General features: G+C 58.5%; 12 protein-coding genes and 1 pseudogene. 9 read left to right on the top strand and 4 right to left on the bottom strand.

Translation table 11 applies throughout. The features are described 5' to 3' along the window. The first annotated feature begins 250 nt into the window (after window positions 1–250). Window positions 251–592 carry a site-specific integrase gene (locus tag EV130_RS06380; RefSeq protein ID WP_132551757.1) on the top strand — a complete coding sequence of 114 codons (342 nt, stop codon included), beginning with the start codon at window positions 251–253 and terminating at the stop codon, window positions 590–592. 39 nt (window positions 593–631) lie between these two features. Then, window positions 632–2524 carry a molecular chaperone HtpG gene (htpG, locus tag EV130_RS06375; RefSeq protein WP_132659662.1) on the top strand — a complete coding sequence of 631 codons (1893 nt, stop codon included), beginning with the start codon at window positions 632–634 and terminating at the stop codon, window positions 2522–2524. Between the two features lie 149 nt (window positions 2525–2673). Here htpG and EV130_RS06370 read toward each other — a convergent pair. From EV130_RS06370 to EV130_RS06360, 3 genes and pseudogenes are all read right to left on the bottom strand, one after another. Then, a pseudogene (locus tag EV130_RS06370) lies at window positions 2674–2894 on the bottom strand (tautomerase family protein). Window positions 2895–2921: 27 nt separating this feature from the next. Further along, on the bottom strand, window positions 2922–3065 hold the full coding sequence (locus EV130_RS06365) for an SDR family oxidoreductase (protein WP_081377314.1): 144 nt from the start codon (window positions 3063–3065) through the stop codon (window positions 2922–2924). A gap of 343 nt (window positions 3066–3408) precedes the next feature. Beyond that, window positions 3409–4305 (bottom strand): sensor domain-containing diguanylate cyclase, encoded by an 897-nt coding sequence (locus EV130_RS06360; protein WP_132659660.1) that lies wholly within the window; start codon window positions 4303–4305, stop codon window positions 3409–3411. Between the two features lie 691 nt (window positions 4306–4996). Between EV130_RS06360 and EV130_RS06355 the strand changes: the two genes are divergently transcribed. Genes EV130_RS06355 through EV130_RS06345 form a run of 3 tightly spaced genes read left to right on the top strand, consistent with a single transcriptional unit; the run spans window position 4997 to window position 8713 of the window. Next, entirely contained in the window at window positions 4997–6493 is a 1497-nt protein-coding gene (locus EV130_RS06355) for a sugar ABC transporter ATP-binding protein (RefSeq protein ID WP_132659658.1), read from the top strand. 16 nt (window positions 6494–6509) lie between these two features. Continuing rightward, entirely contained in the window at window positions 6510–7574 is a 1065-nt protein-coding gene (locus EV130_RS06350; RefSeq protein WP_132659656.1) for an ABC transporter permease, read from the top strand. A 38-nt stretch (window positions 7575–7612) separates the two neighbouring features. Next, window positions 7613–8713 (top strand): ABC transporter substrate-binding protein, encoded by a 1101-nt coding sequence (locus EV130_RS06345; protein WP_074065037.1) that lies wholly within the window; start codon window positions 7613–7615, stop codon window positions 8711–8713. A gap of 96 nt (window positions 8714–8809) precedes the next feature. Here the strand turns inward: EV130_RS06345 and EV130_RS06340 are convergent, their stop codons facing one another. After that, on the bottom strand, window positions 8810–9832 hold the full coding sequence (locus EV130_RS06340) for a LacI family DNA-binding transcriptional regulator (protein ID WP_132659654.1): 1023 nt from the start codon (window positions 9830–9832) through the stop codon (window positions 8810–8812). A 210-nt stretch (window positions 9833–10042) separates the two neighbouring features. Between EV130_RS06340 and EV130_RS06335 the strand changes: the two genes are divergently transcribed. The 4 genes from EV130_RS06335 to EV130_RS06320 all read left to right on the top strand — a co-directional run bounded on the left by EV130_RS06335 (window position 10043) and on the right by EV130_RS06320 (window position 12985). Next, window positions 10043–10846, top strand: coding sequence for a transporter substrate-binding domain-containing protein (locus EV130_RS06335; RefSeq protein WP_074065035.1), 804 nt, complete (start codon window positions 10043–10045; stop codon window positions 10844–10846). Window positions 10847–10912: 66 nt separating this feature from the next. Continuing rightward, window positions 10913–11617, top strand: a complete 705-nt coding sequence (locus EV130_RS06330; RefSeq protein WP_132659652.1) for an amino acid ABC transporter permease — start codon at window positions 10913–10915, stop codon at window positions 11615–11617. Beyond that, window positions 11614–12273, top strand: a complete 660-nt coding sequence (locus EV130_RS06325) for an amino acid ABC transporter permease (RefSeq protein WP_132551752.1) — start codon at window positions 11614–11616, stop codon at window positions 12271–12273. Before EV130_RS06330 ends, EV130_RS06325 begins: the two co-directional genes overlap by 4 nt. Further along, complete coding sequence (locus EV130_RS06320; RefSeq protein WP_074065032.1) at window positions 12254–12985, top strand: amino acid ABC transporter ATP-binding protein; 732 nt, start codon at window positions 12254–12256, stop codon at window positions 12983–12985. Before EV130_RS06325 ends, EV130_RS06320 begins: the two co-directional genes overlap by 20 nt. The last annotated feature ends 16 nt before the right edge of the window (window positions 12986–13001 follow it).

Raw genomic sequence — 13001 nt, 5'->3', positions numbered from 1 at the left:
GCGGGAAGCACGGTCAATATCTACCTGAGCTGCATAAATTGATGTCGCCAAGGTCATGCGTGCTTGGGTCATCGCGCGTGCCATCAAAAGGGACCGCGCGGCAAGACCGTGCCGTTGCACCTGCGAAACTTCTTCCGCTACCTGTTCAAGGCTGGAAAGACGACCACAAATCTGGCGAAGGCCGTGCCCCGCCTAGCGCAGCGGTTCGGCAGGCGGCTCCCACGTCATCTTCTTTCTCGAGCCGGTTGGCATGACACTGGATGCAGTGCGCAACACGACACCATCCAGTTTTTTGCACAACTCCACAATGGCGCTGTTGATGGCGCGCCTCGCTCTGCGTCCGCCAGAGGTGGTCGCAATTCAGATCGACGACATCAACTGGCGCTCGGGAGAAACCCTCATTCGTGGAAAGGGCGACAGGCATGACAGGCTGCCGCATCTGCTCGAGGTCGGCAAGGCGCTGGCGGATTACGTCAAGCTGGAGCGGGTGACACCGAGAATTCCAAAAACCGGCGGCGAAAGCGGACGAGCATTGCGCTTCATTCGGCGTCAAAGAAACATCTTGAATTTGATCGCAGTCTTTGCCACCTGATCGATCGTTCTTTTTTCATCATGACGGAGATGATGACGTATGACGACGACCGCCACGCACAAGCCTGCCGAGAACCACATCTTCGAAGCCGATGTGGCGCGCCTCCTGCATATGATGGTGCATTCGGTCTATTCGGACAAGGATGTCTTTCTGCGTGAACTGATCTCGAACGCCGCCGATGCTTGCGAGAAGCTACGGTTCGAGGCGATTGCCACACCCACGCTCCTTGCAAACGATCCAGACAGCCGAATCACGCTGTCGCTCGACGAGGAAAAGCGCCAATTGGTCGTCGAGGACAATGGTATCGGTATGAGCCATGACGACTTGATTGAGGCGCTTGGTACCATTGCCCGCTCGGGAACCCGTGCCTTCATGGAGCGCATTGAGGCCAGCAAGGCCGGCGAGAGCGCCCAACTGATCGGCCAGTTCGGCGTCGGCTTCTATTCCTGCTTCATGGTAGCCGACCGCGTTGACGTGGTTTGCCGGCGAGCGGGCACCGATGAGGCCTGGTTGTGGTCGTCCGATGGTAAGGGCAGCTATAGCGTCAGTGCCGTGGACCTGGCTGCGGCTCCGCAGCGCGGCACGCGCATCACATTGCATTTGATGGAGGACGCCAAGACTTACACAACCCGCTGGTCGGTCGAGCGGATCGTCAAGGAACAATCCGGCCACGTTCCCGTGCCGATCACGATCGTTGAAAAGCCGAACGCCGAACCGATCCAGCTCACCGACGGTACGGCGCTTTGGACTCGCTCGAAAAGTGACATTTCGCCCGAAGAATATACGGATTTCTACCGCGGTATTTCCGGACAATATGACGAGCCTGCCGTGACTGTTCATTTCCGGGCCGAAGGGCGGCATGAATATACTGCACTAGCCTTTGTTCCGGGATCGCAGCCCTTCGACATGTTCGATCCCGACCGCAAGGGCCGAATGAAGCTTTATGTAAAGCGTGTTTTCATCACCGACGACACCGAACTCGTGCCGCGTTATCTTCGCTTTGTGAGGGGCCTGCTCGATACCGCAGATCTTCCCCTCAACGTATCGCGCGAGATGATCCAGGCGAGCCCGGTTCTGGCGGCGATCAGAAAGGGCATCACCAGCAGGGTGGTGGCAGCAATCGAAAAACTGGCCGAGACCGATGCGGACGCCTTCATCAAGTTTTGGGAGAATTTTGGTCCAATCGTTAAAGAAGGCATTTACGAGGATTTCGAACGGCGCTCGCAGCTGATGGCCCTGTCGCGCTTTAGAACCACGGCCTCGAGTGATGGGTATCGCTCTTTGGAAGAATATCTGAAGGATGCCAGAGAGGATCAGAGCGCAATTTACTATTTGACCGGCACCAGTCTGGATCAGTTGAAGGCTTCGCCGCAGCTGGAAGGATTTCGCGCTCGCGGCATCGAGGTCCTGCTGTTGACCGATCCCATCGACAGCTTCTGGGTGATGAATGCCCCCGAGTTCAAGGGAAAGACCTTCAAATCGATCACGCAAGGGGCAGCCGACCTGGCGCAGTTCGCCAAACCCAATGAAGAGCAAGCCATGAGCAGCGAAACTCCGGCTGATCTCCAGAGCTTCATTGCCTTTGCCCGCGAGACGCTTGCACACCAAGTGTCGGATGTTCGTGCCTCCGATCGACTGACGGAAAGCGCGGTTTGCCTCGTCGCATCTGAGCAAGGCTATGACCGCCAGATGGAAAAGATACTGCAGGGTGCCGGGCGACTCCAGTCGCTCGCTAAGCCCATCCTGGAGATCAATCTCGAGCATCCTCTGGTGAAGGGAATTGCTGCCAAAGACGACGGCTCCTCGCTAAGAGAGGATGCAGCATTGCTCTTGCTTGACCAGGCACGGATCCTTGATGGCGACAGACCTGTCGATCCCCGTGCCTTTGCCGAGAGACTGGCGCGGTTATTTCAAAGAGCTTTGCAATCTTGATGGAGAGTCGGGGGCAGGCCTGCTGCCACAATGCGACCCCACGGAGCGAGCATAAAAGAAGTCGACGTCCGGCGAACGCTTACGCAAGCGCTGGGCAGGCGGCGGTGCAATCGACATTGCAGGCGGACGGCATGTCCAACGGCAATGAGTCAGTAGCTGTTTTCTTTGCAGCAATAGACGTCCGGCAGGATAAATATCTTGTCGGCGCCGCCATAACCGCCGTCCTTCACCTCCTCGATCAGCACCATTGTGTGCGGCCTTGCGGCCTCTGAAAAATACTCGCGATCATATTCGTAAAACAGTGCACGACCTCCTGTTTCTGGGCGCGGTTCAGCGCGCCTTCCGGCGTCTTGATGTTCACGAATGGCATGCTTTCCTTCTCGGCTCGGGTTTTGCTTCAGATCATGCCGCCATTGACGCGGAGCACCTGGCCGTTCACCCAGGCATCTTCCGAACTCACCAGGAAGGCAACGACCGAAGCGACATTCTCCGGTTGGCCAAGACGGCTCAGGGATATCGTCTTGGCGATGGAGTGGACCAGTTCATCCGACTTGCCGGGTTCTCGGCAGCATCAAACAGCTCGGCGGCAGCGCCCGGAGCACCAACATCTGCCTGTACGGCGATCGCACGGCCTCCGTTCGCCTGGATCTTGGAAGCGGCAGCGTCATGTCTTCCAGACCAGCCGTCGAAGCTTTTCCGGCCGAAGGTCTCTGCAATGGGGCGGGAAAAAGACGCGCGGCCCCACCCGCCGGAGGTGGCCGACCCGCCACCCGTCACTCCTCCAACCTTCAAAGGCCGCCTCTTCAATCATCCATGAGATGATAAAGCCTGCCCTTACCTGACTACGGGGCGGCCTGCCGATACTGGCCCTGATATCTGATTGTTCAGGCCGCGCACGCCCTGTCGCGGCCATTGAGTTTTGCGGCGTAAAGAGCCTCGTCGGCTCTGCGATAGAGATCCGAAACGGTATCCATTGCCTGAGAAGCAGCAATGCCTGCCGAGAAGGTATAGCTGAAATCGGGAAGTTCTATGAGTGGCCGGCAAGTTCGGATAATCGAGAGCATGCGTTCGATGATAACGATGGCGTCCGCAAGGATGGTACGCGGCATCACCAGGAGGAACTCTTCCCCGCCAACGCGTCCGAAACAATCGGTGCGTCGGACGATCTGGTGAATGCGGTGGGCGAAGTCCCGCAGAACAACGTCGCCGATATGATGGCCCAGGCGGTCGTTGATATACTTGAAATTATCGATGTCGAAGACGGCCAGGCACCCGGCATCGCCATCTTGCGCGCATTCTAGCATATCCTCAATCCGCGCCATGACGAAGCGTCGATTGGCAACGCCTGTCAGTTCGTCGGTTTGCGATGCCTTAATGGCAAGATCGCGATCCTGCCGGACGCTTCGCTCGTCTGCCCGTAAGCTCGTAATGTCGCTGGCGATGCACAGCATCCAGCCATTCTTTTGAACCGCCTCAGTCATCCACAGCCACCGGCCGTCGACCAAATCCGTCTCGAAGGCGCGAAATCCAATTTTTCCGCGACGCGATTGTGTCGATCGCAGCCATTCATCGAAATCGGCGACGCGGATGACCGTGCCACGTCCGAGTTCGAAATTGCGACGCATCAGATCGGGCCACAGCGGCGTCTCGTCGGCATCGATGAAGTAAACTGAGCGGAAGGCATCATTGGCATATCGCAGGCGATCATCAGCGTCATAGACGGCAATCAGGGCGGAAGTGGCGTGCGTCAGGCGCAAAAACTGCTCGAAAGTCTCTATCATATCAAAACATCGCTTCGGTTGGACTGGGCAGTACATGTCGCTCAATCGCCCCGAGAAAAGGTATCAGGTCCCATCTGTCGCGGATGACCCGGAGGCGGGCGGTTCGGGCCAATGATGTCGTGTGACAAGCCGAGGCGGAAGCCTGAGCATTGCCTGGGGTACTCAAATGCTTTTTGCGGGCAGGCGCGTTCGCGCGTGTCAAATCAAATGTCAGAATACTTGCCCCATTTGCGACGTGAGAGCCTTACTACTCCTTTGCTTAAGCCTTTGAGACAGGCTTCGATGTGCCAGAAATATGTTATTCTCGATCTCGCGCACGCTCTCGAAGACCATCGACGCCCACGAGACGTGCGTACCGCCAGTTCTGTACTGGCATCTGGCCCTGCCCCGTCTGCCCCCAGCCCGCAGGGCCTTTTTTGTGAGGGATGCTCCCTTCGAGCCACCTTCCACATTCCGTCCGGCAATTCGAGCAAACCCAGTCATCCTGCATCGTGTTTTCCATCTGCAGGCGCGAGCAGCGATGCCAGACGCAGAGGGCGGATCGAACGATCTACGTCTGGAAGTGGTTCTATGAGTAAAGCCAGCTTGAGGCCACATGCAGGTACTGCCTCCACGCAATTCCCTGTTGACAGAATTGTTATCGATAACATACGGTGTCTTGCAAGTTCACAGAGCTTTGGGAGGAGCGCCGATGTCGAGCGAAAAACTGCTGGAGTTTCGCTCCATCACCAAGGAGTTCGGCGGCACCTGCGCCTTGTCGCAAGTATCGCTGGATTTGTATCCCGGGGAAATCCTGGCGCTTCTTGGAGAAAATGGCGCCGGCAAATCGACGCTCATCAAGACCCTGGCCGGCATCTACAAACCTGATGGCGGCGATATCCAGTTCCGTGGCGAGCCCTATGTCCACCGGCCGCCAAGGCCCAACGAACGTCAGCCTCTCGCCTTTATCCACCAGGACCTTGGCCTGATCGAATGGATGACCGTCGGTGAAAATGTCGGATTGGCGCAGGGTTTTTCCATGCGTTCGCGCCTGATCGACTGGCGGCGTACGGAGGAGCGGGCCAGGGAGGCGCTGAATCTTGTCGGCTGCGATTTTGATCCGTCAAAGCGTGTCCAGGATCTCACCCGCACGGAAAAGTCGCTTGTGGCGATTGCCCGCGCGCTCGCCGTGGAAGCGGACGTGCTTGTTCTCGACGAGCCGACCGCCAGCCTTCCGGCCGACGAGGTCGAGCGCCTTTTCCATGCTATCCGTCCGCTGAAAGCGCGCGGAGTGGCAATGATCTACGTGTCGCATCGGCTCGATGAGATTTTCCGCATTGCCGACCGGGTCGCAGTCTTGCGCGACGGGCGCCTGGTTGGCCAGAAGCCGGTGGCACAGACGACGCCGGACGAGTTGATCGAAATGATCGTCGGCCGAAAGGCGGACCAGCTCTTCACCAAATCGGCAAGTCATGCGGGCGAGACGATCGTCAGTATTCGCGATCTTGCCTGCCGCAGTGCCGGACCTGTCTCCTTTGATATCCGCAAGGGAGAGCTGCTTGGGTTGGTTGGCTTGCGCGGGGCCGGTCAGGAACTGATCGGTCGGGCCCTTTTTGGCTGCGAGGCTTTTTCCGGCGCTGTCAATGTTGGTGGGGCGGCACCGGACCTTTCGAGCCCGGTCGCGGCAATGAAGTCCGGCATGGGCCTGATTGCGCGCGACCGCACGGAAGAATCCATTGCCATGTCGCTGTCAATCCGGGAAAACACTTTCCTCAATCCGGCAGCGTCCGGACGAAGGCTGCTTTCTTTCCTGTCGCCGCTGAAAGAAGCGCACCTGGCGAGCACCATCGGCGAGAGTGTCGGGTTGCGGCCGAACGACCAGAGCTTGCCGATCGAGGCACTATCGGGAGGCAACCAGCAGAAGGTGGTTGTCGGCCGCTGGCTAGCAACTGGCCGCAAGCTTCTGATCGCAGAGGATCCGACCGCAGGCGTCGATGTCGGCGCCAAGGCCGACATCTATCGGCTCATCGCCCGTGCGCTCGAGGCGGGTCTGGCGGTCGTCGTGGTGTCGACGGATTTCGAGGAAATCGCACATATTTGCGATCGTGCCTTGGTGTTTTCACGCGGACGGATCGTACGTGAACTGCAAGGTGCGGATTTAACCACAGCGGCGGTGATCGCTGCCGCGTCGGCTTCAGAGGCCGCTTGAGTTCCGGGAGAAGATAATGCAGTCGATCGAATCCACCGCCCTTGAGCCGACCCGAGCCGAACTTTCAGGGCTGAGCTATGCGCAAAAGCTCCTGCGCTTCCTGCCGGTTTACGGCCTGGTCATCCTTACCGTTGTGCTGATCGTGCTGTTTTCGCTTCTCCTGCCTCAGACCTTTCCGACGGTTCTCAATCTTCGCTCGATCATCTCCGACAAGGCGATCATCGCTCTCCTGTCGCTGGCGGCCATGATACCGATGGCTGCCGGCCGCATCGATCTTACGGTCGGCTACGGCATCGTGCTGTGGCACATTCTAGCGATCAGCCTGCAAACCGTGTTCGGTGTACCTTGGCCGGTCGCAGTCGTCATCGTGCTTGCGCTCGGCGCCATCACAGGCTTTCTCAATGGCCTTCTGGTGGAGGTCGCGCGCATCGACTCGTTCATCGCGACGCTCGGCACCGGCACGGTCCTCTACGCGCTGGCACTCTGGCACACCGGCGGGCGCCAGATCGTCGGCGTCTTACCGGAGGGTTTTTACTCACTGAACGGCACCATGGTATTCGGCCTGCCGATCACCGGCTTTTATGTGCTGCTTCTTGCCGTAGCTCTCTGGCTTGTTCTCGAATATCTGCCGATTGGCCGCTATGTCTATGCGATCGGCGCCAATCCGAAGGCGGCAGCCCTGAACGGCATCCCGGTCCGTCGCTTTGTCATCGGCGCGTTTGTCTCTTCGGGTACCCTTGCTGCGCTTGCAGGCGTCCTGCTCGCCTCGAAGCTGCGCATCGGCCAGGCCAGTGTTGGCCTCGAATACCTTCTGCCGGCGCTCGTCGGTGCCTTTCTCGGCTCAACGACGATCAAGCCTGGACGCGTCAATGTCTGGGGCACGATGACCGGTGTCACTATTCTTGCCGTCGGTATTTCAGGCATTCAGCAATTCGGTGGTTCATTCTTCGTCGAACCACTCTTCAACGGCCTCACCCTGCTCGTGGCCATCGGCATCGCGGGTTATGCGCAGAGGAAACGGGGTGCAGTCGGAAAAACGGGAGCCACAAGTCTGGCATCTCAAAATTCACCGAAAAGCTGATCGCCGTCGGCACACAATCTTCAAAGGGAGGAAGAACCATGAAACGCAGAACGCTTATCCAGAGTTCCGTCGCCGCACTGGCCCTGATGCTTGCAGGGCCGGCACTGGCGGATGCCATGTCCGACGCCAAGGCGGTGGTGGAAAAATATGCGACCCGAGTCACCACCTGGGACGGACCGAAAACAGGACCCAAGGCGCAGGAGGGAAAGACGATCGTCGTCCTCGCCGGCGATCTGAAGAACGGCGGCATCTTGGGCGTGACCACCGGCATCGAGGAGGCCGCAGCCGCCATCGGTTGGCAGGTCAAGGTTCTCGACGGTGCGGGCTCGATCGGCGGCCGCACCGCAGCCTTCGGCCAGGCCATGGCGCTGAAACCCGCCGGGATCATCATCAACGGCTTCGACGCCGTCGAGCAGGCGCCGGCTCTCGAGCAGGCAAAGTCTGCGGGAGTACCCCTTGTCGCCTGGCATGCCGGCCCGGTCATCGGTCCTGACGAAAAGACCGGCCTTTTCGCCAACGTCAGCACCGACGCGATGGAAGTTTCAAAGTCGGCCGCAGACTGGGCCTATGCAGATGCGAAGGGTAAGCCAGGCGTCGTGATCTTCACCGACTCGACCTATGCGATCGCCATCGCAAAGGCCGACAAGATGAAAGAGGAAATCGAAAGACTGGGCGGCAAGGTTCTTGAATATGTCGACACGCCCATTGCCGAAACTTCCCAGCGCATGCCGCAACTGACGACATCGTTGCTGCAGAAACACGGCGACCAGTGGACCCATTCGCTTGCCATCAACGATCTGTATTTCGACTTCATGGGCCCGTCTCTGGCAGCTGCCGGCAAGGGCGGTACAGACGCGCCAATCAATGTCGCTGCCGGTGACGGCTCGGAATCGGCATACCAGCGCATCCGCGCCGGCCAGTTCCAGAAAGTTACGGTCGCCGAGCCCCTCAACCTGCAGGGCTGGCAGCTGGTCGACGAGCTGAACCGCGCCTTTGCCGGTCAACAGTGGTCTGGCTATCTCTCGCCGCTCCACGTCGTCACCGCCGACAATGTCGAATTCGACGGCGGCCCCAAGAATTCGTTCGATCCGGAAAATGGTTATCGAGACGAGTATAAAAAGCTCTGGGGCAAGATGTAACAGCCTCCCTCCCGGAAACTGGGCACCGCGAATGGTGCCATTTTTTTGCCTATTGCGTCGCAAGCAAGATCAACGGAAGGATGAATAGCCGATCGATTATCGTTTGGTCGTCGTGTTGCCCTGGATGAGCTGGATCTCAGCGCGCCACGATCTGTCCACGTGCACGTTGGCAAGTATATTCAATAGCGATTGAGCCGCCATCTTTCCGATCTCGGCGCGAGGTGTGTCAACGGTTGTAAGTCGGGTTCGGACGGTGTTGGCGATGGACGTGCCGTTAAATCCCACCACGGAGATCTGCTCTGGAACTGGTATACTCGCCTCGTGCAGATAGGACAGGCCACCAAGGGCCATAGCATCGTTCAGGAAGTGAATAGCCTGGATCTCGGGATGGTGACGGATCAATTCCTGGGTGAGGACGCGTCCTGTCTCGGCCTGTCTTGGCCGATTCTCGCAAACCATGCTGACCAGCTCGATGTTGGCGCTCGCAAGCATCGAGCGCAAGGCGCCGTAGCGCCAGCGGGCGCAGAGATCCTTCTCCAGTTCGGCTCCGACATAGGCAACGCGCCTGAGGCCGCGCTCCAGGAAATGTGCAGCAACGAGTTGCCCTGCCTCTTTGTGCGAAGGGCCTGCGCTGAAATCGAGATCATCACTTTCGCAATCCCATAATTGAATGGCCGGGCAGGTGCGCCTTTCCAGCAATCTGTGGCAAACGGCGCTTCGTGCCATGCCGCCGTTTAGCAAAAGCCCTGCCGGACGAAAAGACAGCATCTCGCGGACCAGGTTTTCCTCGATGCCGGGATCGAAATGGGATTCTCCGATGAACGTATGAAGCCCGTTGGGACCGAGGATGGCGTTTACCCCGCTCAGCACTTCGGAAAAGACGATGTCGCTGATCGAGGGGATGATCACTGCCACCATCCGGCTCTTGCGCGAGCTCAATGATCCAGCAATGTTGTTCGGCAGATAACCAAGCTCATCTGCAGCACATCTCACTCTTTGTTGCGTCCCCCTCGAAATGTTGCCGACGCCTCGCATCACCTTTGAGACCGTCATGCTGCTCACGCCTGCCTTCGCAGCCACATCAAGCAGCGTGACGATCTGTGTCCTATCCTTTGCCACTTGCCTCAGCCCCGCGCGTTGAAAAGTAAAAACCTGCTTGACAGCACAATTGTTATCGATAACATAAAATCAGGTTAACGATAACCCTCGCATGTCTCAGATGCAATGCAAAGTGCGAGGGGCCAGAAGAGGCGAGGCATGGAGCGGTTCTGTTGCTTCAGAAATCGCATGTACGAGCAAAGGCTCGGTCAATTTAGGTGGAGGAATGTAATGAATGTTTTTAACTCTATGCGCGCGGTTGTAACGGCAGCCACACTCGCCATCTCGTCCTTGGCGATGACGGCCGAAGCCGGGGCGGTCACGCTCAATGACATCATATCACGCGGCACGGTCCGGATCGGGGTTCTGACCGGTGCGCCGCCTATGGGGATGGTGGATGAAAAAGGCAATCCGACCGGCTACGACGTTGACGTCGCCAACTTGATTGCGGGATATCTCTCGCTGCCTGTCGAACTCGTCCCACTGACGCCGCCGGCACGTATTCCGGCGCTCCAGACCGGAAAGGTCGACTTCCTCGTTGCGACGCTGGCCCCGACGGGTGAGCGTGCCAAGACCGTGATGTTTACGCAGCCTTACAGCGCCTTTAACATGGATATCATATCCGGGCCCGACCAGAAGTTCGCGAGCCTTGCCGATCTCCAGGGCAAGCGCGTCGCGGTCAATCGCGGTTCGTCACAGGAGACCGCACTTCGCAAGGCAGCGGTTCCCGGGATGGAGATCGTGGTTTTCGAAGACGACTCCACTAGTGCGCAGGCGCTGATCGCCGGTCAGGCCGATGCGGTCGCACTGCCGTCGACCGTGGGAGAAGCGATCATCAAGCAGCGCCCTGACGCTGGCCTCCAGGTCGGTTTCACCTTCTTCCAGCAAGGCAACTCGATGGCGACGAAGATCGACGATTTCGAGCTGCGTCAATGGCTGAATACGTCGATCTATCTGATGAAGATCTCCGGCGATCTCGACAAGATCGCGACGAAATGGACGGGCCGTCCGATGCCGACCCTTCCGTCCTTCTGATTGAGCTTGCAGGAGAGCCTGCCGGTGAGGCACCGGCAGGCTGCGAAACTTCGACGGAGCTCGCTTATGTCCTACACATTCCAATTCGGCGTACTGGCCCAGTATCAGGGCGAAATCCTGAGCGGTATCTGGCTGACGGTCAAGCTGTCGATCCTGTCGATCGTTCTCGGTTCGGTCGCTGGTGTCACGCTTGCATCCTTGCGCTCCATAAAGGGCGGTGCCGTGCGCTATCTCGTCGATGCTTACGTCGAGGTGATCCGCAACACGCCCTTCCTGGTCCAGCTCTTCATCGTCTATTTCGGCCTGCCTGGGCTTGGTATTCGCGTGGGTGCCGACACGGCGGCGCTGATCGGCATGACCATCAATCTTGCCGCCTATTCAACCGAAATCATCCGTGCGGGCATCGAAGCCGTGCACAAGTCCCAGATTGAAGCGGGCGAGGCGCTTGGCTTCTCGCGTTTCCAGATCTATCGCCACGTCATTCTGGTGCCGGCGCTCGCCAAGGTCTATCCGGCCTTGTGCAGCCAGTTCGTGTTGATGATGCTGGCCTCCAGCATCTGCTCGGCGATTTCGACCCATGAGCTTGCCGCCTCGGCCGCTTTCGTCGAATCGCAGACCTACCGGTCGTTCGAAGTCTACATTGTCGTCACACTTGTCTATCTGGCGCTGGCGCTGGCGCTGCGCGCAGCACTGGCATTCATCGGTATGTGGCTCTTTGGCAGACGGGTTGCACGGCGCACGATGACGGCCATGCCGGAGGTGCCGGCATGACACTGAGAACGTTTGGTTTCGATGAATTCGGCTTCTTGCTGCAAGCACTGCAGTGGACCATTCTCCTGACGGTCATCGCGCTTGTCGGCGGAGGTCTGCTCGGCTTTGGCCTGGCGCTTGCCCGAACCTCACCCGTCAAGGCCGTGCGCTTTGCCGCAGGTTCCTATATTCAGGTTATCCAGGGCATTCCGGTGCTCATGATCCTGTTTTTGTCCTACTATGGCCTCAGCCTTGCCGGCCTTGAGCTGCCGCCGCTCTTTGCCGCCGGCGCATCGATGACGATCTACGCGTCAGGGTATCTCTCGGAAATCTGGCGTGGCTGCATCCAGGCGGTGCCGAAGCAGCAATGGGAAGCGTCCGAATCGCTTGCCATGACTCGGTTTCAACAATACCGCTACATCATCCTGCCGCAGGCAGTGCGAATTTCGCTGCCGCCAACCGTCGGCTTTGCGGTGCAGGTGGTCAAGAATACGTCGATCGCGTCGATCATCGGCTTCGTCGAACTCGCCCGCGCAGGCCAGCTTGTCAATAACACGACATTCCAGCCCTTCCGCGTCTTCATCGCAGTGGCCGCTCTTTATTTCGTGGTCTGCTACCCATTGTCCCAGCTGTCGCGTTGGCTGGAAAGGAGGCTTCATGCCGGAAGTAATCGTTGAAAATGTTCACAAGAGTTTTGGTGCGCTCGAGGTCCTCAAGGGCGTATCGCTCCGCGTCGGGCGCGGAGAGGTCTTTGCACTGATCGGCCGGTCCGGTTCTGGTAAGAGCACGCTGCTACGCTGCATGAACGGCTTGGAAAGCATCAACTCCGGTCGCATCGAGATCGCCGGCCATGCACTTGGGGGAGACGCAAAGGCATTGCGAAGCCTGCGCACCGATGTCGGCATCGTCTTCCAAAGCTACAACCTCTTTCCCCATCTGACGGTGGGCGAGAACATCATGTTGGCGCCCCGCATTGTCAAAGACGTCGCGAAGGCGCAGACACGGGAGATCGCCCGCGAGGTCCTCCAGCTCGTGGGCCTTTCGGAAAAATTCGATGCCTATCCGGATCAGCTGTCTGGCGGCCAGCAGCAGCGTGTGGCGATTGCCCGTTCCCTTGCAATGCGTCCGAAGGTGATGCTCTTCGACGAAGTCACCTCTGCGCTCGATCCGGAACTGACCGAGGAAGTGCTGACGGTCATGGAAAAACTGGCCGGCGATGGAATGACCATGATACTCGTCACGCATGAGATGGGTTTTGCACGGCGGGTGGCTACGCAGACGATCTTCATGCACAAGGGTACAATCTGGGAAAAGGGAGCATCCAAGGAGCTGTTTGCTAATCCACAGACGCCCGAATTGCGACAGTTTGTGAAATCGGACGTCAAGTAGTCGTGAGGGCGGGCGG

It is taken from the genome of Rhizobium azibense, from assembly GCF_004342325.1.
Classification (GTDB): domain Bacteria; phylum Pseudomonadota; class Alphaproteobacteria; order Rhizobiales; family Rhizobiaceae; genus Rhizobium; species Rhizobium etli_B.
Note: the sequence above shows the minus strand (reverse complement) of the source record. Positions and strands in the feature narration are given on the sequence as shown.

What these genes read in the sequence shown, in the direction of transcription:
- EV130_RS06355 (WP_132659658.1), top strand. Translation starts at nt 4,997, where the DNA reads ATGTCGAGCGAAAAACTGCTGGAGTTTCGCTCCATCACCAAGGAGTTC.
- EV130_RS06325 (WP_132551752.1), top strand. Translation starts at nt 11,614, where the DNA reads ATGACACTGAGAACGTTTGGTTTCGATGAATTCGGCTTCTTGCTGCAA.
- EV130_RS06320 (WP_074065032.1), top strand. Translation starts at nt 12,254, where the DNA reads ATGCCGGAAGTAATCGTTGAAAATGTTCACAAGAGTTTTGGTGCGCTC.
- EV130_RS06360 (WP_132659660.1), bottom strand. Translation starts at nt 4,305, where the DNA reads ATGATAGAGACTTTCGAGCAGTTTTTGCGCCTGACGCACGCCACTTCC.
- EV130_RS06350 (WP_132659656.1), top strand. Translation starts at nt 6,510, where the DNA reads ATGCAGTCGATCGAATCCACCGCCCTTGAGCCGACCCGAGCCGAACTT.
- EV130_RS06330 (WP_132659652.1), top strand. Translation starts at nt 10,913, where the DNA reads ATGTCCTACACATTCCAATTCGGCGTACTGGCCCAGTATCAGGGCGAA.
- EV130_RS06380 (WP_132551757.1), top strand. Translation starts at nt 251, where the DNA reads ATGACACTGGATGCAGTGCGCAACACGACACCATCCAGTTTTTTGCAC.
- htpG (WP_132659662.1), top strand. Translation starts at nt 632, where the DNA reads ATGACGACGACCGCCACGCACAAGCCTGCCGAGAACCACATCTTCGAA.
- EV130_RS06335 (WP_074065035.1), top strand. Translation starts at nt 10,043, where the DNA reads ATGAATGTTTTTAACTCTATGCGCGCGGTTGTAACGGCAGCCACACTC.
- EV130_RS06345 (WP_074065037.1), top strand. Translation starts at nt 7,613, where the DNA reads ATGAAACGCAGAACGCTTATCCAGAGTTCCGTCGCCGCACTGGCCCTG.